This window comes from Aliigemmobacter aestuarii (assembly GCF_004799285.1).
GTDB classification, from domain to species: domain Bacteria; phylum Pseudomonadota; class Alphaproteobacteria; order Rhodobacterales; family Rhodobacteraceae; genus Aliigemmobacter; species Aliigemmobacter aestuarii.
The window spans coordinates 1,152,276-1,172,876 of the sequence record NZ_SSND01000001.1; the positions used below are offsets into that span (position 1 = coordinate 1,152,276).

At 65.8% G+C, this 20,601-nt stretch carries 16 protein-coding genes and 1 tRNA gene; 10 read left to right on the plus strand and 7 right to left on the minus strand.

Annotation, left to right across the window (positions count from 1 at the left end):
- Positions 1 to 19: 19 nt before the first annotated feature.
- Complete coding sequence (locus tag E7811_RS05580; protein ID WP_136393557.1) at positions 20 to 811, minus strand: LuxR C-terminal-related transcriptional regulator; 792 nt, start codon at positions 809 to 811, stop codon at positions 20 to 22.
- Positions 812 to 910: 99 nt separating this feature from the next.
- On the opposite strand from E7811_RS05580, the gene E7811_RS05585 reads away from it, so the two are divergent.
- From E7811_RS05585 to E7811_RS05605, 5 genes are read left to right on the plus strand one after another with little or no spacing between them, the layout of a single operon-like run.
- Positions 911 to 2,038 (plus strand): ABC transporter ATP-binding protein, encoded by a 1,128-nt coding sequence (locus tag E7811_RS05585; protein ID WP_136393558.1) that lies wholly within the window; start codon positions 911 to 913, stop codon positions 2,036 to 2,038.
- Positions 2,039 to 2,069: 31 nt separating this feature from the next.
- On the plus strand, positions 2,070 to 3,230 hold the full coding sequence (locus tag E7811_RS05590) for an ABC transporter substrate-binding protein (RefSeq protein WP_136393559.1): 1,161 nt from the start codon (positions 2,070 to 2,072) through the stop codon (positions 3,228 to 3,230).
- A 4-nt stretch (positions 3,231 to 3,234) separates the two neighbouring features.
- Positions 3,235 to 4,089 carry an ABC transporter permease gene (locus tag E7811_RS05595; protein WP_136393560.1) on the plus strand — a complete coding sequence of 285 codons (855 nt, stop codon included), beginning with the start codon at positions 3,235 to 3,237 and terminating at the stop codon, positions 4,087 to 4,089.
- A 7-nt stretch (positions 4,090 to 4,096) separates the two neighbouring features.
- Positions 4,097 to 4,912 (plus strand): ABC transporter permease, encoded by an 816-nt coding sequence (locus E7811_RS05600; RefSeq protein WP_136393561.1) that lies wholly within the window; start codon positions 4,097 to 4,099, stop codon positions 4,910 to 4,912.
- Between the two features lie 17 nt (positions 4,913 to 4,929).
- On the plus strand, positions 4,930 to 5,688 hold the full coding sequence (locus E7811_RS05605; RefSeq protein WP_136393562.1) for an SDR family NAD(P)-dependent oxidoreductase: 759 nt from the start codon (positions 4,930 to 4,932) through the stop codon (positions 5,686 to 5,688).
- Between the two features lie 39 nt (positions 5,689 to 5,727).
- On the opposite strand, the gene E7811_RS18320 is transcribed toward E7811_RS05605, so the two are convergent.
- On the minus strand, positions 5,728 to 7,746 hold the full coding sequence (locus E7811_RS18320; protein WP_136393563.1) for a calcium-binding protein: 2,019 nt from the start codon (positions 7,744 to 7,746) through the stop codon (positions 5,728 to 5,730).
- Between the two features lie 341 nt (positions 7,747 to 8,087).
- On the opposite strand from E7811_RS18320, the gene E7811_RS05615 reads away from it, so the two are divergent.
- Together E7811_RS05615 and E7811_RS05620 are read left to right on the plus strand one after the other, a co-directional pair.
- Positions 8,088 to 9,185: an efflux RND transporter periplasmic adaptor subunit gene (locus tag E7811_RS05615; protein ID WP_136393564.1), complete on the plus strand. Its 1,098-nt coding sequence runs from the start codon at positions 8,088 to 8,090 to the stop codon at positions 9,183 to 9,185.
- Positions 9,186 to 9,194: 9 nt separating this feature from the next.
- Complete coding sequence (locus E7811_RS05620) at positions 9,195 to 12,272, plus strand: efflux RND transporter permease subunit (RefSeq protein WP_136393565.1); 3,078 nt, start codon at positions 9,195 to 9,197, stop codon at positions 12,270 to 12,272.
- A gap of 68 nt (positions 12,273 to 12,340) precedes the next feature.
- Here E7811_RS05620 and E7811_RS05625 read toward each other — a convergent pair whose 3' ends face one another.
- Positions 12,341 to 13,657 carry an acetamidase/formamidase family protein gene (locus tag E7811_RS05625; RefSeq protein WP_136393566.1) on the minus strand — a complete coding sequence of 439 codons (1,317 nt, stop codon included), beginning with the start codon at positions 13,655 to 13,657 and terminating at the stop codon, positions 12,341 to 12,343.
- A 218-nt stretch (positions 13,658 to 13,875) separates the two neighbouring features.
- On the opposite strand from E7811_RS05625, the gene E7811_RS05630 reads away from it, so the two are divergent.
- Both E7811_RS05630 and E7811_RS05635 read left to right on the plus strand, forming a co-directional pair.
- The gene (locus E7811_RS05630) at positions 13,876 to 14,262 is read left to right on the plus strand and encodes a hypothetical protein (protein ID WP_136394247.1); all 387 of its coding nucleotides are present in this window, start codon (positions 13,876 to 13,878) and stop codon (positions 14,260 to 14,262) included.
- An 85-nt stretch (positions 14,263 to 14,347) separates the two neighbouring features.
- Positions 14,348 to 16,258 carry an SLC13 family permease gene (locus E7811_RS05635; RefSeq protein WP_246020229.1) on the plus strand — a complete coding sequence of 637 codons (1,911 nt, stop codon included), beginning with the start codon at positions 14,348 to 14,350 and terminating at the stop codon, positions 16,256 to 16,258.
- Positions 16,259 to 16,370: 112 nt separating this feature from the next.
- On the opposite strand, the gene E7811_RS05640 is transcribed toward E7811_RS05635, so the two are convergent.
- From E7811_RS05640 to E7811_RS05655, 4 genes are all read right to left on the minus strand, one after another.
- Positions 16,371 to 16,447 (minus strand) — tRNA-Arg (locus tag E7811_RS05640).
- A 58-nt stretch (positions 16,448 to 16,505) separates the two neighbouring features.
- On the minus strand, positions 16,506 to 17,846 hold the full coding sequence (locus tag E7811_RS05645; RefSeq protein WP_136394248.1) for a sensor histidine kinase: 1,341 nt from the start codon (positions 17,844 to 17,846) through the stop codon (positions 16,506 to 16,508).
- Positions 17,847 to 17,988: 142 nt separating this feature from the next.
- Entirely contained in the window at positions 17,989 to 19,413 is a 1,425-nt protein-coding gene (locus E7811_RS05650; RefSeq protein ID WP_136393568.1) for a dihydrolipoyl dehydrogenase family protein, read from the minus strand.
- Positions 19,414 to 19,415: 2 nt separating this feature from the next.
- Positions 19,416 to 20,126, minus strand: a complete 711-nt coding sequence (locus E7811_RS05655; protein WP_136394249.1) for a TVP38/TMEM64 family protein — start codon at positions 20,124 to 20,126, stop codon at positions 19,416 to 19,418.
- 327 nt (positions 20,127 to 20,453) lie between these two features.
- On the opposite strand from E7811_RS05655, the gene rpmH reads away from it, so the two are divergent.
- The gene (gene rpmH, locus E7811_RS05660; RefSeq protein WP_136393569.1) at positions 20,454 to 20,588 is read left to right on the plus strand and encodes a 50S ribosomal protein L34; all 135 of its coding nucleotides are present in this window, start codon (positions 20,454 to 20,456) and stop codon (positions 20,586 to 20,588) included.
- Positions 20,589 to 20,601 lie beyond the last annotated feature (13 nt).

A 20,601-nucleotide genomic window follows, 5' to 3' on the forward strand; every position in this document is an offset into this window, starting at 1 on the left:
TGACGGGCTGACGCGGCCTTCAGATCCGCCCGAGGGTCTGGATGAATTTCGAGAACAGCTCGCCCTGCGAACTGATCCGCAGTTTCGCATAGATGTTGCGCCGGTGAATCCGCACGGTTCCGGGCGATATGCCGAGGATCCGGCCCACCGCCTCGGCGGAATGGCCTTTCAGCGTATGTTCCACGATCTCGCGTTCGCGCGGGGTCAGAAGGCCTTCGCCGAAGGTGTGGAAGGACTGTTCGATCTCGGTTTCCATCGCATGGCCAGCCCGGCCGCCCGACGGTGACAGGAACCGGTCCGACAGGTCGGCCCAATGGCGCCGCACACAGGCCTCGACCACCGGCCTGATCTGCGTCAGCGCCCGCATGTCGCGGTTTGAAAAGGGTTTTTCGTCGCGCATCAGGGACCAGACCACCGTCGCATCGCCCGGCATGTCGATGAAATACCCGATCTCTTCGGCCAGCCCCGTCTGGATATAGTAATTGCGGAAGTATTCGCCCTGATAGAACCGGTCCGGCGCCAGTTCGCGGATCCGGTAAAGCCCGACCGGCACCGGGCGCGTCGCCGCCAGATAGAACGGGTCCAGAAGGTAAGGGCCTTCCTGATAGTCGGTCACGAAGATGCGGCGTTTCGAGGCCGGGAAATCATCGTAAAGGTCGAATGGCCGCGCCGCGCCGCGATAGCCGAAGACCACCGTGTAGGTGTAGGGCGCCACCGCCCGCAGCAGGCCGGCCAGCGCGGCCGGAAAGCGTTCGTCGCCGATCGCGGCGATGGCCGCGCCGATCAAGGGAAACAGGTCCGCCCCGCTCATGCCCGCCCTATCCTTCCGCATGATATGCAATTTGTGGTATATACAGCGAACCGCGCCCTTTTTACGCTGATGGTCGAAATCAAGCATATAAGATGCGAGATGAAAAGCGACCAGACCAACACCGAGACAGCACCGGACACGCCGATCGCCGAGTTCCGCAATGCGACCAAGACATTTGGCGACGTGGTGGCGGCGAACGACCTGAACCTGTCGATCCGGCGGGGTGAATTCCTGTCCTTCCTCGGCCCGTCTGGGTGCGGCAAGACCACCGCGTTGCGCATGCTGGCAGGGTTCGAGGCCCCCACGCGGGGCGACATCCTGCTGGACGGCCAGCGGGTGAACGACCTGCCGCCGCACCGCAGGCCGGTGAACATGGTGTTCCAGCACTATGCGCTGTTCCCGCATCTGACGGTGGCCGAAAACATCTCGTACGGGTTGCGGCAGCAACGCCCGCGCCCGTCCGCGCCCGAGATCGCGAAGGCGGTGGACCGCGCGCTTGAGACCGTACGCCTGCCCGGCTTCGGCCCGCGCCGGATCTGGGAAATGTCGGGCGGCCAGCAGCAACGCGTGGCGCTGGCGCGCGCGATCATCAACCAGCCGAAGCTTCTGCTTCTGGACGAACCGATGGCTGCGCTGGACAAGAAGCTGCGCCGCGACATGCAGATCGAATTGCAGACCCTTCAGCGCAGCCTGGGGATCACCTTCGTCCTGGTCACGCACGATCAGGAAGAAGCCCTGTCGATGTCCGACCGCATCTGCATCATGCGGGGCGGACGGATCGTGCAGGTGGGGCGTCCACGCGACCTGTATGACCGGCCGATCAATCGCTATGTCGCCGATTTCGTGGGGAAATCGAACTTTTTCGCCGGTCGGGTCACGGAACGGTCGGGCGGCGCCGCGGCCCTGACCACCGCATCGGGCCGCCTGATCGCCGGCAGCGCGACATCCGACATCGCGACCGGGCAGGCCGCCACCGCCAGCCTGCGCCCCGAACAGATCGCCCTGCGCCGGACCTCGACAGGGGACACGGGCGAGGTGCGGGTGACGGTCGTCAACCGCATCTTCCTTGGCGAACACACCGAATATCTGGTGACGAGTGACGACCTTGGCGAATTCCTCGTGCTGGTGTCGCGCCAGGCCGAGGCGACCGAGGGCGGGTTTGAACCGGGCGATACGGCGCATGCCTCGTGGCAGGCGGGAACCGCGCTGATCCTTGGTGAGGATTGAACGGCAACAAGAACCAACTGGGAGACTGAACATGACGGACCGGAATGACTTCATCTCGCGCGAAAAATTCATGGCCGAACTCTGGCGCTACAAGAAGGGGTCGGTGACGCGCCGGCATTTCCTGGGCGTGACCGGTCTTGGCCTGGCGACCACGGTTCTGGGCGCGGCGATGCCGGGATTGCGCGGCGCGGCGCGGGCACAGGGCAGCATCGGCGACCGCGTGGTAGTGGCCAGCTGGCCGAACTATCACGATCCGGCGAATTTCGAGGCCTTCACCGCCGAAACCGGCGCTGCGGTCGATCTGAACGTCTTCGGATCGAACGAGGAAATGCTGGCCAAGCTGCAGGCCGGCGGTTCGGGCTGGGACGTGTTCGTGCCGACGAACTACACGATCACCACCTATGTGGAAGAAGACCTGATCGAACCGCTCGACCTGACCAAGCTGCCGAACTACGACCCGGCCAGCTTCGACGCGCGCTTCGCCGATGCGGGCACGGTCAACGGCACCGTCTATGCCGTGCCGCGCAACTACGGCACGACCGGCTTTGTGGTGAACACGAACAACCTGGGCGGCCTGCCGAAACCCACCACCTGGAAGGAATTCTGGGACATGACCAAGGCCGAGTTCTCGGGCCGGACCATGGTGCATGACTATCAGCTGACGACGATCGGCAACGCGCTGAAATACTACGGCTATTCGTTCAATTCGATCGACCCGGCCGAACTGGCCGAGGCCGAGAAGCTGCTGCTTGAAGCCAAGCCGCATCTTTTCGCCATCACCTCGGACTATCAGCCCTCGATGCGGTCGGGCGATGCCTGGATGTCGATCGCCTGGACGGGCGACGGCCTCCAACTGCACCGCGACATGCCGGAAATCGACTATGTGCTGGGCAAGGAAGGTGGCGAATTGTGGAGCGACTTCTTCGCCATTCCGAAGGGCGCCCCGCACCGCGACGCGGCCTATGCGCTGATCAACTATCTGCTGGCGCCCGAAGTGAACGCCAAGGAGGTCATGTTCCACGGCTATCCCGTGGCGGATGCGCGGGTGAACGCGATCCTGCCGGCCGAGATGCTGAACGATCCGATCATGTATCCGGCGGCAGACCTGCTGAACGCGCTGGAATTCGGCGCGGCGGTGACGCTGACCGATCCGAACCGGGCCGAGCTGATGGCCCGCTTCAAGTCGGCGTAAGGCGATGAAGCGGCGGGACCTGCGGACATGGCTGTTCCTCGCGCCGGCAGGCGCGTGGTTCCTGTGCATGCTGGTCCTGCCGCTGATCGTGGTCTTCGTCTTTTCCTTCGGTGAACGCGGGTCTGCGGGCGGCTATGTGCCCGCCTTCACCTTCGACAATTTCCTGAACCTCGGGGCACGGTGGGCGGCGTTCAAGAACACGCTGATCCTTGCGCCCATCGGCACCTTCGTGTGCCTGCTGATCGCCTATCCCCTGGCCTATTTCCTGGCGCTTCGGACGTCCGAGAAGTGGCGGACGTTGCTGCTGATCCTGGTGATCGTGCCATTCTGGACCTCGATCCTGATCCGCAGCTATGCCTGGATCTACCTGCTGGGCGGCCAGGGCATCCCGTCGCTGCTGAACGCCCTTGGCCTGGGCAACCCGCGCCTGATCAACACCCCCTTCGCGGTGCTGGTAGGCATCGTCTATGGCTATCTGCCGCTGATGGTCTTTCCGATCTATGTGGCGCTTGAACGGCTCGACAAGCGCCTGCTGGAGGCCTCGGCCGATCTGGGCAGCCCGCCCTGGCGCAGTTTCGTGCAGGTGACATTGCCGATGTCGATGGCCGGGGTGGCGACCGGCTGCATGCTGGTCTTCATCCTGCTGATGGGCGAATTCCTGATCCCGGCGATGCTGGGCGGGGGGAAGGTGTTCTTCATCGGCAACGCGCTGGTCGATCTGTTCCTGCAATCGCGCAACTGGGCCTTCGGGTCCGCCGTCGCGGTGGCGCTGGTGCTGATCATGCTGGTCACCGTGACCGCCTACATGCGGGCCGTGCGCCGCTGGTCCGGCGGGCGCGACGATGTTTCGCTGATGTGAGGGCGCGATGCGGATCTATGCCCTGGCCGTCTACCTGTTCCTCTACATCCCGATCGGGATCATCGCGCTGTTCAGCTTCAACGCGGGGCGCCATGCCTCGCAGTTCCAGGGCTTTTCGACCCAGTGGTACGGCAAGGCGCTGGCCAATCCGTTCGTGATGGACGCGTTGCAGACAAGCCTGATCGTGGCGTTGTCCTCGGCCGTGCTGGCCACCACCTTCGGCACAATGGCCGCGCTGTCGCTGCAATCGGTGAAGGGGCGGCTGCGCGTGGTGTTCGACGCGCTGATCTACATCGCGGTGATGGTGCCCGGCATCGTGATCGGCATCGCCACGCTGATCGCGCTCGTCACCGTGTTCGACTGGCTCAACCCCGTTCTTGCCGCGCTCTGGCCGGTGGCCGAGGCCGCGCCGAAACTGTCCCTGGGCTACGGGTCTCTGATCGCCGCGCACGGGCTGTTTTCGATGGCGCTGGTCATCATCATCGTCCGGGCGCGGATCGCGGGCATGGATCGCAGCCTGATCGAGGCCTCGGCCGATCTGGGCGCGACTCCCTTGGGAACCTTCCGGCAGGTGACGCTGCCGCAGATCTTCCCCGGCATCCTGGCGGGGTTCCTGTTGTCCTTCACCTTCAGCTTCGACGACTTCATCATCGCCTTCTTCGTGGCCGGATCGCAGACAACCCTGCCGATCTATGTCTTTTCCTCCATCCGCCGGGGCGTCACCCCCGAGATCAACGCCATCGGCACGATGGTGCTGGGGGTGTCCCTTGTCCTGCTCATCGCGGCGCAGGCCATCCTGCAACGCGGGCGCAGGCGCGGCTGACCGTCAGGGAGAATACCATGCTCTTGCAAGACCGTGTGGCCTTCGTGACCGGAGCCGGCTCGGGCATCGGCCGCGCCGGGGCGCTGGCGCTGGCCGCGGAAGGCGCGCTGGTCATCGTCACCGATCTTGACGAAACCCGCGCCGCCGCCGTCGCAGGCGATATCGCGGCACAGGGCGGGCAGGCCGAAGCGTCCGGCCTTGATGTCACCGACGATGCGGCGCTGTCAGAGGCGATCACAGGTGCGGCGGCACGGCACGGGCGGCTGGATATCCTGCATTCGCACGCGGGCATCCAGATTCCCGGACCGCTGGAAGGGGTGACGCCGGAACAGATGGATGCGTCCTGGCGGCTGAATGTGCGGTCGCATTTCGTGGCCGCGCGGGCGGCCATGCCCCTGATGAAGGCGCAGGGGCGCGGGTCGATCATCATCACCTCGTCGAATTCCGGCGTGCAGTACGACCGCGAGATGATCGCCTATGCCACGACAAAGCACGCGGTCATCGCGATGACCCGTCAGATCGCGGTGGACTATGCCCGATTCAACGTGCGCTGCAACGCGCTGTGCCCCGGCTTCATCGACACGCCCTTCAACGACGGGTTCGAACGCCAGATGGGTGGGCGAAAGGCGCTGGAACGCTATGTCGCGCAATCCATCCCGATGGGCCGCTGGGGCACACCCGAGGAAATCGCGCATGGCATCGTCTTTCTTGCGTCCGACCAGTCGGCCTTCATGACCGGGCACGCGCTGGTGATCGACGGGGCGGAATGTCTGTGACCGGGAGGCGTGCCTGCGCGCGGGCCGGGGCGCGCGCGGTCACAACACCAGATCGCCCGCCGCGATGGCGCTGATCCCGGTCAGGAGGATCTCGAAATCCGCCCGCGTGTCGCCGGTGACATCGCCGCGCAGGACGATCCCCGTGCCGCTGGTCACATACCAGACGGATTGGGCGGTGGCGGTCGTGCCCTTGAAGGCAAAGGCCTGATCGCCGCCGATGGCGGTCCTTGCGTCGATCGCGCGCAGGTCGATGTCGTCCTGTCCGCGGACAAAGCCGGATATGACATCCCGGCCAAGGCCGACCACGCTTTCGGAAATGCTGCGGAAGACGAAGACATCGCGGTTGGCATCGACGCCGCCATTCATCGTGTCGCGGCCCGCACCGCCGATCAGCGTGTCGAACCCGGCCCCGCCCGCCAGGTTGTCGTTCCCTGCCCCGCCGTCCAGCAGGTCAGACCCGGCGGCCCCGTCCAGCAGGTCACGGCCATTGCCACCGAACAGGCGGTCATCGTCATTGCCGCCATAAAGCTGGTCGTTCCCGTCCAGCCCAATAAGAGTATCCCGCCCGTTCTGGCCTTGCAGGATGTTGCCAAGGCCGTTGCCCGTCAGGGTATTGCCCAGGGCGTTGCCGCCCAGAAACAGCGCAGCCCCCACCAAAAGCCCGTTTTCCACGTTGGCCGCAAGGTTCAGACCGACGGATGTTTCGACCAGATCGGTTCCGCCGTTCAGGGCCTCGATCACCAGATCGCCCGCATCGTCCACCGAATAGGTATCGGACCCGGCGCCGCCGTCCATCCGGTCGGTTCCCGTGCCGCCCAGCAGGCGGTCGTTGCCGTTTCCGCCCGCCAGGGTATCGTTCCCGGCCCCGCCCGAAAGCGTGTCGGCCCCCGCGTTTCCGGTCAGGACGTTGTTCAGGGTGTTGCCGGTCAGGCTGCGCGCGGCGGCCACGGTGATCGTGGCATTCTCGACATTCGCGACCAGCGACAGCGACAGCGCGGTTTCGATCAGGTCGGTGCCCTGCCCGGCCTGTTCGACGATCGTGTCGCCTGCCGTTGCCAGGACATAGACATCGTTGCCGAAGCCGCCGATCAGCACATCAGACCCGGTGCCCCCGTCCAGCCGGTCGTCGCCGTCCAGCCCCAGCAACGTGTCGTCGCCTGCAAAGCCGGACAGGAAATCGCGCGCCTGCCGGCTGCCGATCTGGGTATCGTCGAAATCACTGCCCACGACCTCGTTCACATGCCCTTCCCAGAAGGTCATCGTCGCCAGCGACACGACATAGCCCGCATCCTGAAGGACGCGCAGGCGGCCTTCGTAGACGGAATCCACGTTGGTCGGTTCGAAGTAGACGCTCGGCAGGACACCCGCCTCGCCGAATTGCAGCCAGCGCAGCTGGACCGTCACCTGGCCGCTGAGCCGGAAGGTTTCGATGCTGCGCACCTCGGACTGGGACAGATCCATCGTGACGCGGTGCGGCAGGTCCTGGAAGATGGCGATCGTGTCAAATCCCGCGCCGCCGTTGATCGTCGCTGGCACATCCGTCGTCACCGTGGGCGCATCGTAGCTGCGCAGAAGGATGATCTGGTCATCCCCGTCGGCACCGTTGATGCTGTCCTGGCCGAAGCCGGGATAGATCGTATCGGCCTCACCTCCGCCAGTCAGTTCATCGGCCGCCGAGGAACCATAGATGAAATGCGCTTCGGAGGCGTAGATTTCGGCAAAACCGGAAAGTGCCGCCGCGAAATCCCAGGCAATACCGTAAAACAGCAGGGCAACCTCGCCGCCGATACGCAGCTCGATCTGATTCACCGCCCCCGACACCGGAAGACCGCCCGCGATGTCCAGATCGGTGCCGGTGTAGGTGATCGTGATCGGAACGAAGTTGAGGCCCGCGTTCGTGGTGATCGTGTAGACAGCGGTGGTTCCCCCGCCTGTCAGTTCCGCGCTCTGGATGATCCCCAGCGTGGCAAGGATTTCGGGGAAGGCCAGGTAGACCGGAGGCGCGAATACCGGTCCCAGAAAGCCGTCGTCAACGTCGTAATGTTCCACGGTAGCCATGTGGTGCTCCTGTTCGGAAATATCTTCCGGGACCGTGAAATCCGGACCGTCCCGACCGTCCGGCGACTCACACCACAATACCGGCGAGCGTAGCACGGCCTTGGCATCCGGCGATGGAGGATTTCAGCCGCCCGGCGGGTCGGCAGTGTCGCCGGCGATGGGGCGGCATCCCCGGCCATGTCGCAAATTTGTACCGATCAGTTCACTTTTTGCTGAGCCCAAGTCAGGCAGAGCCCTGCGACAGATTGACCTTCCGGTCCGCAAGGCCCACAGAAGCACAATCCATTCCTTCCAGAAGACGGCGGGCGACCCGTCCGGTCGCCCCGTCACGAGAGTTGACCATGTTCAAACGCCTTTTCATCGCCATTCTCCTTCTCGGCCTGATCGGGGGCGGGATCGTCTGGTTCAAGTATTTCCGCGACGGGATGATCGCGCAGTTCATGGCCGGGCGGGTGCCGCCGCCGGTTCCTGTGACGGCGATGACGATCGAACCCGCGACCTGGGAGCCGGGGATCGACGCGATCGGCACGGCGATTTCGGCCCAGGGGGTCGATTTGGCCATCGAATCCGGTGGGCTGGTGCGCAGCATCGGCTTTGTTGCCAATGACCGCGTGACGGGCGGGCAGACGCTTCTTCAGATCGACGACGACAGCGAAAGGGCCTCGTTGGCCGCAGCCGAAGCGGCGCTTGCGGTTGCCGTGGCTGATGCCGGCCGTGCCCAGACCCTGACAGAGCGCGGCGTAGGTGCCGCGAACGCACTGGAAAGCGCCGAGGCGCAGGTCGCCAGCGCCCGCGCGCAGGTCGCGCAGGTGCAGACGGCGCTGGATTCCAAACGGCTTACCGCCCCTTTCGACGGGGTGATCGGAATTCCGCGCGTCGAGGTCGGGCAATATGTAGTGCCGGGAACCGTCTATGCCACGTTGCAGGACCTGGACCAGATGTATGTGGATTTTTCGGTTCCCGAACAGCAGCTTGGCCTTCTTGAACTGGGCCGGGCGGTCAGTGTCAGCACCGAGGTGGGCAGCTTCGGCACCGAAGGGCGGATCACCGGGATCGAACCCCAGGTCGACCCGAATTCGCGCCTCGCGCGGGTCCGCGCCGAAGTGGGCAACCCCGCCGGGCGGCTTCTGCCCGGTCAGTTCCTGCGTGTGCGCGTGGCGCTGCCAAGCGAGGATGGCGTGATCGCCGTGCCGCAGACCGCCATCGTATCGAGCCTTTATGGCAACTACACCTATGTCCTGCGTCAGGGTGAAGGCGATGCGCTGACTGTCGAACAGGTGTTCGTCACCCCCGGTCGTCGCAGCGGCGCGATGATCGAGGTGACGGCGGGTCTGGCCGCGGGCGACCGGATCGTGACCTCGGGGCAGAACCGGCTTTCGAACGGGGCGGCCGTGACGGTCGATACCTCGGTCGATCTGGCCGCACCGGCGGGCGAATAGGGGCGCGTCATGCATTTTTCGGAACTCTTCATCCGGCGCCCGGTCCTGTCCACGGTCCTTGCGGCGCTGATCCTGTTCCTGGGTCTGGCGGCGGTGACGAACCTGCCGGTGCGCCAGTATCCCGAAGTGTCGGAAAGCGTGATCACCGTCACGACGGTTTATCCCGGTGCCGCGCCCGACCTGATCCAGGGCTTTGTCACCTCGCCCATCGCGGCTGCCGTCTCGACGACCGAGAACATGGATTACATCACCACCCAGTCACGCCCCTCTGCTTCGGTCGTGACGGTGCAGATGCAACTGGGTGCCGATCCCGACATCGCCCTGACCGAGGTCATGTCGAAGATCCAGCAGGTCCGCGGGCAACTGCCGCAGGACAGCGAGGACCCCGTCATCGTCAAGGGCACGGGCATGACCTTTGCGCTGATGTATCTGGCGGTCCAGAACCCCAACATGACGCCCGAGGAACTGAACGAATACCTTGAACGCGTGGTCCGCCCGCGGGTGACCAACATCGACGGCGTTGCCCAGATGGAAATCCTCGGCGCGCAGAAATACGCGATGCGGATCTGGCTTGATCCGCTGCAACTGTCGGCGCGTGGCGTTACCGCGCCCGAGGTACTGGGCGCGATCCGGTCGTCGAACTTCCTGTCGGCGCCGGGCAAGACGGAAAACGAATACTTCAGCTATGCGCTGACGCTGGATTCCACGATCCAGACGCCCGAAGCCTTTGGTGCGCTGCCGCTTGTGCAGGGGCCGGAGGGCGTGGTGCGCCTGCGCGACGTGGCGCGGGTGGAACTGGCCTCGGGGACGAACGACGCGATCGTGACCTTCGGCGGCCAGCCCGGCACCTTCATCGGGATCATCCCCGCGCCGGGCGAGAACCAGCTTGATGTGGCCACGAACGTGCGCGATGCGCTGCCGGGCCTGTCGGCCACGCTGCCACAGGGCATGACGATCGACCTTGTCTACGATTCCACCGAAACCATCGCCGCCTCGATCACCGAAGTGTTCAAGACCATCGCCGAGGCGGTGGTGATCGTCGTCGTCGTGATCCTGCTGTTCCTCGGATCGGTCCGGTCGGTGTTGATGCCCATCGTCACGATCCCTCTGTCGCTGATCGGCGTCTGCGCCGTGATGCTGGCGCTTGGCTATTCGATCAACCTGCTGACGCTTCTGGCGATGGTGCTGGCCATCGGGCTTGTGGTCGATGACGCGATCGTGGTGGTCGAGAACATCCACCGCCACATCGACGAAGGCATGACCCCCACCAAGGCCGCGATCCGCGGCATGAAGGAAATCACCGGGCCGGTCGTCGCGATGACGATCACACTGGCGGCGGTGCTTTCGCCGCTGGCCTTCACCGGCGGGCTGACGGGCGCGCTGTTCACCGAATTCGCGCTGACGCTGGCGGGGTCGGTCATCATCTCGGGGATCGTCGCGCTGACGATCACGCCCGCGATGTCGGCGCGCATCTTGCACGAGGGCGAACCGGGGCGGTTCCAGCGGATCGTCGACCGGTCGCTGAACTGGTTCGCCGGGTGGTATGAACGGCGCGTGTCCTCGTCGCTGGATTACCGGCCGGTCACGATGCTGATGGTGGTGACGCTTCTGGGGGTGACAGGGTTCATGTTCATCAACACCTCGTCCGAACTTGCCCCGGAAGAAGACAACGGCGCGCTTTTCGCCATCATGAACGGCCCTCGCTATGCCACGCTGGATTATACCGACGCCTTCACGCAGGAGGTGGGCCGCCGGACCGCCGGCATCGAAGAGGTCAAGACCGCGTTCTCGGTCGCGGGCATGGGCGGGGCGGGCAACACCGGCTTTTACATCTGGTCGCTGAAGGACTGGGCCGACCGCGACCGCAGCCAGGCCGAGATCCAGCAGCAGATCCAGGGCATCCTTGACGGCACGCCGGGGCTGCAAAGCTATGTCTTCGCGCCGCCCTCGCTGCCGGGGGCCGGGGGCGGGTTGCCGATTTCCATGGTGATCCAGTCGATTCACGCGCCCGAACGCGTGGTCGAGATCGCCGAGGAAATCCGCATGAAGGCGATGCAGTCGGGGATGTTCATCGTGGTGCAGAACAGCCTTTCCTTCGATGCGCCCCAGGTCCGCGTGACGATTGACCGCGACCGCGCGGCGCAACTGGGAGTGGCCGTCAGCGACATCGGCGCGACGCTTGGCATCCTTGTGGGCGGCGGCGCCGTGGCGCAGTTCGACCGGGATTCGAACAGCTATGACGTGATCACCCAGGTGCCGCGCGAATGGCGCGACAATCCCGAACGGCTGGGCGAATTCTTCGTCCGGGCGCGTTCTGGGGCGATGGTGCCGCTGTCCTCGGTCGTCACGATCAATCCCACGGTCACGGCCGCAGCGATCGAACAGTTCAATCAGCTGAATTCCGCGACGCTGTCGGCCATGCCCATGATCGGCCTGTCCACGGGCGTCGCCCTTGCCGAACTGGAACGCATCGCCGACGAGGTGCTGCCGGATGGCTTCTTCGTGGACTATTCGGGCCAGTCAAGGCTGGAAAAGACCGAGGGCAACACGATCCTTCTGGCCTTCGCGGCGGCGCTGATCGTGATCTACCTTGTCCTTGCGGCGCAGTTCGAAAGCTTCCGCGATCCGTTCATCATCCTGATGTCGGTGCCCCTATCGATCTTTGGCGCGATGCTGCCGCTCTACTTCGGGCTGAGCACGCTGAACATCTACACGCAGGTCGGGCTGATCACGCTGATCGGGCTGATCACCAAGCACGGGATCCTGATGGTGGAGTTCGCCAACCAGCAGCGCGAAGAGCGCGGCGCCTCGAAGCGGCAGGCCATCGTGGCCGCGGCCAGAACGCGCCTGCGGCCGATCCTGATGACGACGGCGGCAATGGCGCTGGCAGTGGTTCCGCTGATCATCGCCGATGGCGCAGGGGCGGCGGCGCGGCAGGCGATGGGGCTTGTGATCTTTACCGGCCTTCTGATCGGGACGGTCTTCACCCTGTTCGTGGTGCCGATGTTCTACACGCTGATCTCGCGCAGCGATGCGGCCTACCTGCTGCACAAGCAGGCCACGGCCCGCCAGTTCGGCACCGGCTGACGGCAGCAAACGGAAAGGGCCGCGGGCGAACCTTGCCCGCGGCCCTTTCCCTTTACGGATGTCCCGCGTCAGAGCCCGTACTGTTCGCGCGCGTAATCACCCAGCCCCACGGCATCGAGACGCGCCAGAGGCGCTAGGAAAGTGACCTGGATCACGCCGGGGGCGCGCCCGATCTCGATCGCGCCGTTCACCGTCGCGCGGTTGCGCACCTCGGCCACGGTCATGCCCAGAAGTTTCGCCGCACGCGCGAGGCCGTTGTCGATCGCCGCGTTCAGGTTCGCGGCCGTCCCGATCACGGAAATCGGCGCCAGCGGTTCGATCTCGTCCACGCCCCAGCGGGCGGCCAGCCGCCGGCCCTTGGCCATCTCGGCCTCGGAGAAGGGACGCGCCAGCGGCGGCAGGTCTTCGGCCAGCGGGAACAGGACCGGGCCGTCCAGCGGGTAGTTCTTCACCACCTCGACCTGAAGCGTGACGCTGCCCGCGACATCCATCGTATGCCCCGCGATTTCGCCGTCGCCCTGACCTGCGTGCATGTCGCCCATGTAGACGCCCGCCCCCGGAACCTTCACCGGCGCGACAAGGATCGCGCCCGCGCGCACCGCGTCGATATCCATGTGGCCGTCGGTCTTGTGTTCGGCCAGTTGTTCGGCGGTGATCGCATAGGCATGCGGCGCGCCAACGAGGAAGGCGCCGAAATCGCCCGCGTTGTGGCTGTCTGGCATGGCCATCGACGGGCAGGTGCCAAGCTGGCCGAGGAAAGGCCGCATCCGGACAAGCGTGCCCGGCATGTCCGACGGCGCGAAGGTCAGGATCGAATGCTGGCGGCTCTTGTCGGGCAGGGCCGAATAATGATCGGCCTCGTGCGCGATGGTTTCGGCGGCGGCCTTGGGCAGGGTCAGACCCACCGCGCGGGTGTCGTCGAAGGTCACGGTATAGCCGTGGACGATCTCGAAGGGTTTCACCGGATTGCCGCACTTGTCGCATTTCACGGCGTCCTGTCCGATCCCATCGACATGGGTTTCGGGCCAGACCGTATCGCAGACCGGGCAGCGCGCGGCGACATAGGGATCGCCAAGACAGAAGCCCGCGGGCGAACTGTCATGCCCCGAGGCGGTCGCGATCGAGGTCACGGTGATGTCGCGGATGCGGATCGCCACGCCATCGCCCACCTCGGCGCCCTCGACGAAGACGGGCGTTGTCACTTCATGCCCGCCGCGAAGACGCGGCGTGATCATCGGCCCCCAGCATCCGGGCGCGGTGTTCGCGATGATGGTCCCGCCGTTTTCGACAGGGCCCAACATGGGTGCTGCAGGGTCCAGAACACTGTTGGTGAACTCGGAAACGACGACGCTGCGGCGCGCCGTCTTGTGGCTGCCATCCGGCATGATGTCCTCCCTTGATGCGCGGTGCTGATCGGGCAAGAGTATGCCGAACGGGGCGATCTGCAAGCGCCAAGGCCGGCGCGCCCGATGGGCCTGCGCCGAATTGTCCGGACGACCGGGGGACCAAGGGGCCTTGGACCTGTGTTAACCTTCAAAGGGCGCGCCCGGACACCTGTGCCTGCGGCGCAACCGATAGAGGGAGGCCGACGATGCCGAGACAGATGTCAAGACACGGGACGGCGCGCAAGGCTGCGGGGGCTGTGGCGGTGGCCTTCGGCCTGTTGACGGTCCTGTCGGGCGGTTCGACCCTGATGGGGGCCGTGGACATGGGCGCGGTCGTCCCCTTCGTGCTGTGGTTCAACTTTCTTGCCGGTTTCGCCTATGTTGCCGGGGGCATCCTTTTGTGGCGCGGCAGTCGCATGGCCCTGCCGGTGGCCCTGGGCATCCTTTTCGCGACGGCCGCAGTCTTTGCCGCCTTCGCCCTGCACGCCGTCGCGGGTGGCGCGTTCGAGTGGCGCACCGTCGGCGCGATGACCCTGCGCACCGCGTTCTGGGCCCTGATGGCCGGGATCGCCCGGACGGGGCGGAGAGACGGGCGGACCGCCTGAACAGGAATTGATCACGGCATGCACGAACCCGCTGACGGGATCGTGCGGAACCTGCCATGATCCCCGGAAAGACACAAAGGCCGGAATGACCATGACCCTGCCCCAGATCCTGATCCTTGCCATCCTGGCCGGTGCGATGGCGCTGTTCCTCTGGGGGCGGCTCAGGCATGACATGGTGGCGCTTGCGGCGCTGATGGCTTGCGTCCTGGCCGGGATCGTCCCGGCGGCCGATGCCTTTGCCGGGTTCGGCCATCCGGCGGTGATCACGGTGGCCTGCGTTCTGGTCCTCAGCCAGGGGCTGCAGAATACAGGCGCCGTCGACTGGCTGGCACGGACGCTGCTGCCGCGCCGCGCGGGCAGGCTTTCCAGCATGACCGCGCTGATCGGGCTTGCCGCTGCCCTGTCCGGGTTCATGAACAACGTGGGGGCGCTTGCGCTTTTGATGCCGGTCGCGGTGCGTCTGGCGGGGCGGCTGGACCTGACACAGGGCCAGATGCTGATGCCGCTGGCCTTCGGCACCATTCTGGGCGGGATGACAACGCTGGTGGGCACGCCGCCGAACCTGATCGTGTCGGGCTTTCGTGCGGAAAGCGGGGCGGGCGCCTTCGGGATGTTCGATTTCGCACCGGTCGGCGTCGCCGTCGCCCTTGCGGGCATCGGCTTCATCGTGTTTGCCGGATGGCGGCTGGTTCCGGCGCGGCAGGCCACCGGCGCCGAAGGTTTCGACACGGGCACCTACCTGACAGAGGTTCGTGTGCCAGAGAAAAGCAAGGCCGTCGGCCTGACCCTGCGCCGTTTCGAACGCGAGATCGAATCGAGCGGCGCACAGATCATCGCGCTGGTCCGCAACGAGGTGAAGATGATCGCGCCGCATGGCGGGAGGCTGATCCGGGCGGGCGACATCCTTGTGCTGGAGGCGGATGTGGATGCGCTTGCCGAGGCGCTGGCGACCTTCGGCATCGCGCTGGAGGAACAGGTCAAGGCCCCCGCCCGGTCCGCCAGCGCGGAAGGCGAGCCGAAAAAGGCAGGGGGCGAAAAGGCAGGGGGCGGGCAAGCGGGCGCCGAACCGGACGCCGAACTGGACGCCGGAACCGCCAATCCGGACCCGAGAGGGGACCGGAACGGCAGCGAAAGGGACGAGGATATCGTCCTGCGCGAACTGGTCGTTCTGCCGGGTGCGACGATCGTGGGACAGTCGGCGACCGACCTGCGGCTGCGCACACGCTATGGCCTGAATTTGCTGGCCGTGTCGCGCGAGGGGCATACGCCCCACTCCCGCCTCAGGACGCTGCGGCTTAGGTCCGGGGATCTGCTGTTGATGCAGGGCCCGGCCGAGGTGATGGCCGATTTCGTGAACGACACGGGATGCGTGCCGCTTGGCGAACGCGAACTGCGCCTGCCCGACACGCGCATGGCCATCATCGCGGGGGCCATCATGCTGGGCGCCATCGCCATCGTGACGACGGACCTGCTGCCGGCGGCCGTGGCCTTTGCCCTTGGCGTCCTTGCCTCGATGCTGTTCCGGACCGTTCCGCCGCGTCAGGTCTATACCGCGATCGACTGGCCGGTGATCGTGCTGCTGGCGGCGCTGATCCCGGTCGCCGATGCGATGCAGACGACGGGGGCTGCGGATGTTCTGGCGAGGTTCCTCGTCGACACTGTCGCGCAGGGCAACCCCGTTGCCGCGCTGGCCGTGGTTCTGGTCACCACCATGTTCCTGTCCGATGTGATGAACAACGCGGCAACGGCGGCGGTGCTGTGCCCGATCGCCCTTGGCATCGCCGCCTCGCTGAATGTCGATCCCGACAGTTTCCTGATGGCCGTGGCGATCGGCGCCTCCTGCGCCTTCCTGACGCCCATCGGGCACCAGAACAACACGCTGATCCTTGGCCCCGGAGGGTTCCGGTTCGGCGATTACTGGCGGCTTGGGCTGCCGCTGGAATTCATTGTCGTGGCTGTCAGCCTGCCGCTGCTCTTGATCGTCTGGCCGCTCTAGGCGGTGGCCGGGCCGCACCGCCGCAACCGTTGGCGCCAAGGGCCCCTGAAAGCCGGCCCCCCAGGCCCTGCACGGGCGAAACCCGATGCAGTGCGGCAATGATCTGGAAAAGTGGCGGACCCGGAGCGATTCGAACGCCCGACCCCCAGATTCGTAGTCTGGTGCTCTATCCAGCTGAGCTACGGGTCCGTCGTGGGAGTGGGATTTAGCCCCCCGCGCCGGGCATTGCAAGGGCGAAAGTTCACTTTCACATCTGCCCGGCAGGAAGGCTTTCCTTCGGCAGCCGGATCAGGAATTCCGATCCCTCCTCGTCGGACCTTTCAAGGGTGATCGTGCCGCCATGGCCGCGCACCAATTCGGCCGCGATCGCAAGGCCAAGGCCCGTGCCGCCCTTCCGCGCGCCGCCCTGAAAGGCGGTGAACAGATGTTCGCGCGCCTTCGCAGGCAGGCCGGGGCCGGTATCGCCGACACGAATCCACCAGTCATGGTCGTCTTCGCCTGCGGAAATCTCGATCGTGCCGGCACGGCCCGTCGCCTCGATCGCCTGCCGGGCGTTGCGGACAAGGTTGGTCAGCACCCGGTGGATCTGCTCGCCATCGGCGCGGATCATCATGCCCGCCGGAACATCGACAAGGCAGGCGGGTTCGGTCGCGGGGGAAAGCCCTTCGCCCTCGGCCACATCGTCGGCAAGCCGCCGCAGCGACAGCCGTTCCAGCCGGGGGGGGTGTTCCTCGGCCTTGCCGAAGGCCAGGGTCGATTCGCAGAGGCCAACCGCCCGGCTGATCGAATTGACCAGCTTGGGCGCCGTCCGCGCCACTGCCGGATCGGCGCTGCTTTCCAGCCTGTCGGCGAAAAGCTGGGCCGTGGTCAGGATGTTGCGCAGGTCGTGGCTGATCTTGGCCACGGCGCCGCCAAGTTGGGCCAGGCGTTCCTTCTGCCGCAGGGCCCCCGTCAGCTGCGTCTGAAGGGATTGCAGCGATTCCTCGGCATCGCGCAGTTCGGTGACCTGCGCCGATGGCTGGATCACGCGCCGCGCGTCTTCCGGCGCCTCGGCATAGGATCGCATGTGGCTCACGACGCGACGGATCGGCAAGACCATCAATCGGCGGACGGCAAGGAACAGCAGCACCGCCGTCACCATCGAGATCAGCGCCGACAAGATCAGGATGCGCAGGCCATAGGCCAGCATCTCGTCGCGCAGTGGCACGGAATTCAGCGTGATCTCGATCAGAAGGCCCGCGTCCTTCACCGGGTTGCCGATCACCCGGATCACCCGTTCGGTCGGATCGACAAGACAGGCCAGCGCATCGCGGATCAACTCGTAAGGACCGGCCAGACGCAAGTCATAGGTGGCATGGACAGGTGCGGGGATCGGCGAGGACAGCGCCAGTTGCCGCACCTCGTCGCGCCGCAGCACGACGTTGTAGACCCCGGCATTCTCAAGCAACTCGGCCTCAAGTTCGGGGGTCAGCATGTTTTCCGCCAGAAGCGCAAGCGAGGCGATTTGCGCCTTTTCCAGCCGGAGCAGCAGGAAATCCTCGCGGAAACGCGCGATTGAGGGCACGAAGATCAGGACTTCGGCCAGCATCACGAAGGCCACGGTCAGCAGAAGGAACCGGCCCGAAAGCGTCTTGAAAAAACCGCCCTGCCCTAGTGCCAAGACCCGTCCTTCTTTCCGTCCCCAATATCCCCCGGGCGTCCGGGGGGCGCGCCCCCCGCATGATACGCTGTCAGGGCAGCCAGCGCTGCACCAGACCCACGACCCGCCTGACCACAGGACTATCAAATAGCTTTGGGGAAAAATAGGCGCTGGCTGCGCGTTTTGAAACCTCGGACAAGGTCGGATAGGGCAGGACCATGCCCGCGATCGCCGACATCTTCAGCCCGTTGGCAAGCGCCAGTGCCCAAAGCCCGATCAGTTCGCCCGCCTGCGGCCCGACGATGGACGCGCCGACCGGGCGCCCCTTGACGACCATCACCTTGATCAGCCCCTCGGTCAGCGCCTCGGCGCGGGCGCGGTCGTTGTCGGCGAAGGCCGCGCGCAGGACGGTGACGCGTTCCGCCCCGTATTCCGCCACGGCCTGCGCCTCGGTCAGGCCGACCTGCGCCATTTCCGGGTCGGTGTATGTGGCCCAGGGAATGTGTCGGGTCGTGGCCCTGGCACGGAGGCCGAACAGCATCTGCCGCACCACGACGCCGGCGTGATAGCCCGCGACATGGGTGAACTGCAGCCCGCCCGCCGCATCGCCGATGGCATGGACGCGCCGGTTGGTGGTGGATCGCAGGTCAGCGCCGACCGTCACGCCCTTGCGGTCATGGGCGACATTGGCCGCCGCAAGATCCAGTCGGTCCAGCGACACGCTGCGCCCCACCGCGATCAGGATGTGCGACCCGTGGATGACAGAGCCGTCGCCTGTCACCACCTCGATCCGGCCCGCCTCGCCGCGGACACGGACGACGGGGGCCTCTTCCATGATCGTGACGCCTTCGGCCCGCAGGCGTGCCAGCACGACGGCGGCCAATTCGGGATCGTCACGACCCAGGGCGCGGGCACCCTCGATCACCGTCACGCGGCAGCCCAACCGCCGGTGCGCCTGCGCCATTTCAAGCCCGATCGGCCCGCCGCCGACGACGATCAGGTGTTCGGGCCGGTCGCGAAGTGCGAAGATGGTTTCGTTGGTCAGATAGGGCACGGACTCAAGGCCGGGGATCGGCGGCACGAAGGCGGTTGATCCGGTCGCGATCACAAAGCGGCGGGCGCGGATGCGCTGACCGCCCGCCTCGACCTCGCGCGGCGAGACGAAGCGCGCCCAGTCACGGATCACGGTGCAGCCGAGGGTCTCGAACCTTTCCTGGCTGTCATGGGGGGCGATGGAGGCGATGGTGGCCGCCACATGATCCTTGACGGCAGCGAAATCCACCTGCGGCGGCGATGGCGCCACGCCAAAGCCCGCACCGCTGGTCATCCAGTGGGCATGCTTGGCCGCGGCGATCAGCGCCTTTGACGGAACGCAGCCCGTGTTCAGGCAGTCGCCGCCCATCTCGGCCCCTTCGATCAGCACCACCCGCGCGCCCATCTGCACGGCCCCGGCCGCCACCGAAAGGCCACCCGACCCGGCACCGATCACGCAAACATCCGTTCTGATGGTGTCCATGATCAGATCTCCTTGCGGCGGATGGCCTTGATCAGCATCGGCAGGGCCGACAGGGCGGCCAGCCCCAGGATCGGGCCAAGGACATGCGGGGCGAAGATGATGCCAAGATCCGGCGTCTCGCCCCGGGCGAAGACCTCGCCCAGACCGGCGCCGACCGACGTATAGACGATGCCCCCCGGAATGATCCCGAGGAAGGTCGTGACCGCAAAGCGCCAGAGCGATACGCCAAGGACGGCCGGCACCAGGTTGGCGATGAAGAAGGGCACGACAGGCACCAGCCGCATCAGGAAGAGGACGGACCATTCGTTCTCGCGCAGGCCCGCCTGCAAGCGGGCCACGGCACCGCCCCGCGCCTGCATCCGCGCCGCGAAACGGTCGCCGAAGCCCGACCGCGCGGCAGCAAAGATCGCCACCGCGCCGATTGTCGCCGCGGCCACGTTGAACAGCGCACCGGGAAAGATCCCGAACAGGAAGCCACCTGCAAGCGTGGCCACCGTCGCCCCCGGCAACGAAAAGGCCACGATCACGACATAGGCCAGGATGAACCCCGCAGCGGTCAGCGCATAGTTCGAATCGCGCAGGTCGATCAGGGCCTGGCGGTGTTCGGCGAGGGCCGAGAAGGTCAGGTGATCGCGCAGGGCAAGGGCCCCGATCAGTGCCACCGTCAGAATCAAGAGGATGGGCAGCCTGCGGGCCCAGTCGGGCCTCGACATCCGGCTTTGGGTTTCGGGCGGCGTCACGTCATTCTCCGTTTCAATGTCCCCGCAAGGATGGGGGCAAGCGACCCTTTGCCGGTAGCCCCCTCACGCGTGCTTGATCCGGGGTGAGGGAAATGCGGGCTTTGTTGCAGCCAGGGCGGGGCGACTGTAACAAACCGGGTGCGACTTGCCCCGATTCCGCGTCTGCAAGGGCAAAATGTTGCAGAAAAATCCGCCGACCCGAATTGACTTGGCCCCGTGCCGCCCGTAAAGGACGGTCTTCGAATACAGGCGGCCCTCGAATCCGTATGGTTTGGGCTGCGAGATTGATGGAGAGCCGCGATGAAGCGCACGTATCAACCGTCGAACCTGGTCCGCAAGCGTCGGCACGGGTTCCGCGCCCGGATGGCCACCAAGGGCGGCCGTCTTGTGCTGGCCGCGCGCCGCGCCAAGGGCCGCAAGAAGCTGTCGGCCTGATCCTTTCATCTGC

Excerpts from the sequence above, each read along its gene's own strand:
- E7811_RS05580 (WP_136393557.1), bottom strand. The coding sequence starts at position 811 with ATGAGCGGGGCGGACCTGTTTCCCTTGATCGGCGCGGCCATCGCCGCG.
- E7811_RS05585 (WP_136393558.1), top strand. The coding sequence starts at position 911 with ATGAAAAGCGACCAGACCAACACCGAGACAGCACCGGACACGCCGATC.
- E7811_RS05590 (WP_136393559.1), top strand. The coding sequence starts at position 2,070 with ATGACGGACCGGAATGACTTCATCTCGCGCGAAAAATTCATGGCCGAA.
- E7811_RS05595 (WP_136393560.1), top strand. The coding sequence starts at position 3,235 with ATGAAGCGGCGGGACCTGCGGACATGGCTGTTCCTCGCGCCGGCAGGC.
- E7811_RS05600 (WP_136393561.1), top strand. The coding sequence starts at position 4,097 with ATGCGGATCTATGCCCTGGCCGTCTACCTGTTCCTCTACATCCCGATC.
- E7811_RS05605 (WP_136393562.1), top strand. The coding sequence starts at position 4,930 with ATGCTCTTGCAAGACCGTGTGGCCTTCGTGACCGGAGCCGGCTCGGGC.
- E7811_RS18320 (WP_136393563.1), bottom strand. The coding sequence starts at position 7,746 with ATGGCTACCGTGGAACATTACGACGTTGACGACGGCTTTCTGGGACCG.
- E7811_RS05615 (WP_136393564.1), top strand. The coding sequence starts at position 8,088 with ATGTTCAAACGCCTTTTCATCGCCATTCTCCTTCTCGGCCTGATCGGG.
- E7811_RS05620 (WP_136393565.1), top strand. The coding sequence starts at position 9,195 with ATGCATTTTTCGGAACTCTTCATCCGGCGCCCGGTCCTGTCCACGGTC.
- E7811_RS05625 (WP_136393566.1), bottom strand. The coding sequence starts at position 13,657 with ATGCCGGATGGCAGCCACAAGACGGCGCGCCGCAGCGTCGTCGTTTCC.
- E7811_RS05630 (WP_136394247.1), top strand. The coding sequence starts at position 13,876 with ATGTCAAGACACGGGACGGCGCGCAAGGCTGCGGGGGCTGTGGCGGTG.
- E7811_RS05635 (WP_246020229.1), top strand. The coding sequence starts at position 14,348 with ATGACCATGACCCTGCCCCAGATCCTGATCCTTGCCATCCTGGCCGGT.
- E7811_RS05645 (WP_136394248.1), bottom strand. The coding sequence starts at position 17,846 with ATGCTGGCCGAAGTCCTGATCTTCGTGCCCTCAATCGCGCGTTTCCGC.
- E7811_RS05650 (WP_136393568.1), bottom strand. The coding sequence starts at position 19,413 with ATGGACACCATCAGAACGGATGTTTGCGTGATCGGTGCCGGGTCGGGT.
- E7811_RS05655 (WP_136394249.1), bottom strand. The coding sequence starts at position 20,126 with ATGTCGAGGCCCGACTGGGCCCGCAGGCTGCCCATCCTCTTGATTCTG.
- rpmH (WP_136393569.1), top strand. The coding sequence starts at position 20,454 with ATGAAGCGCACGTATCAACCGTCGAACCTGGTCCGCAAGCGTCGGCAC.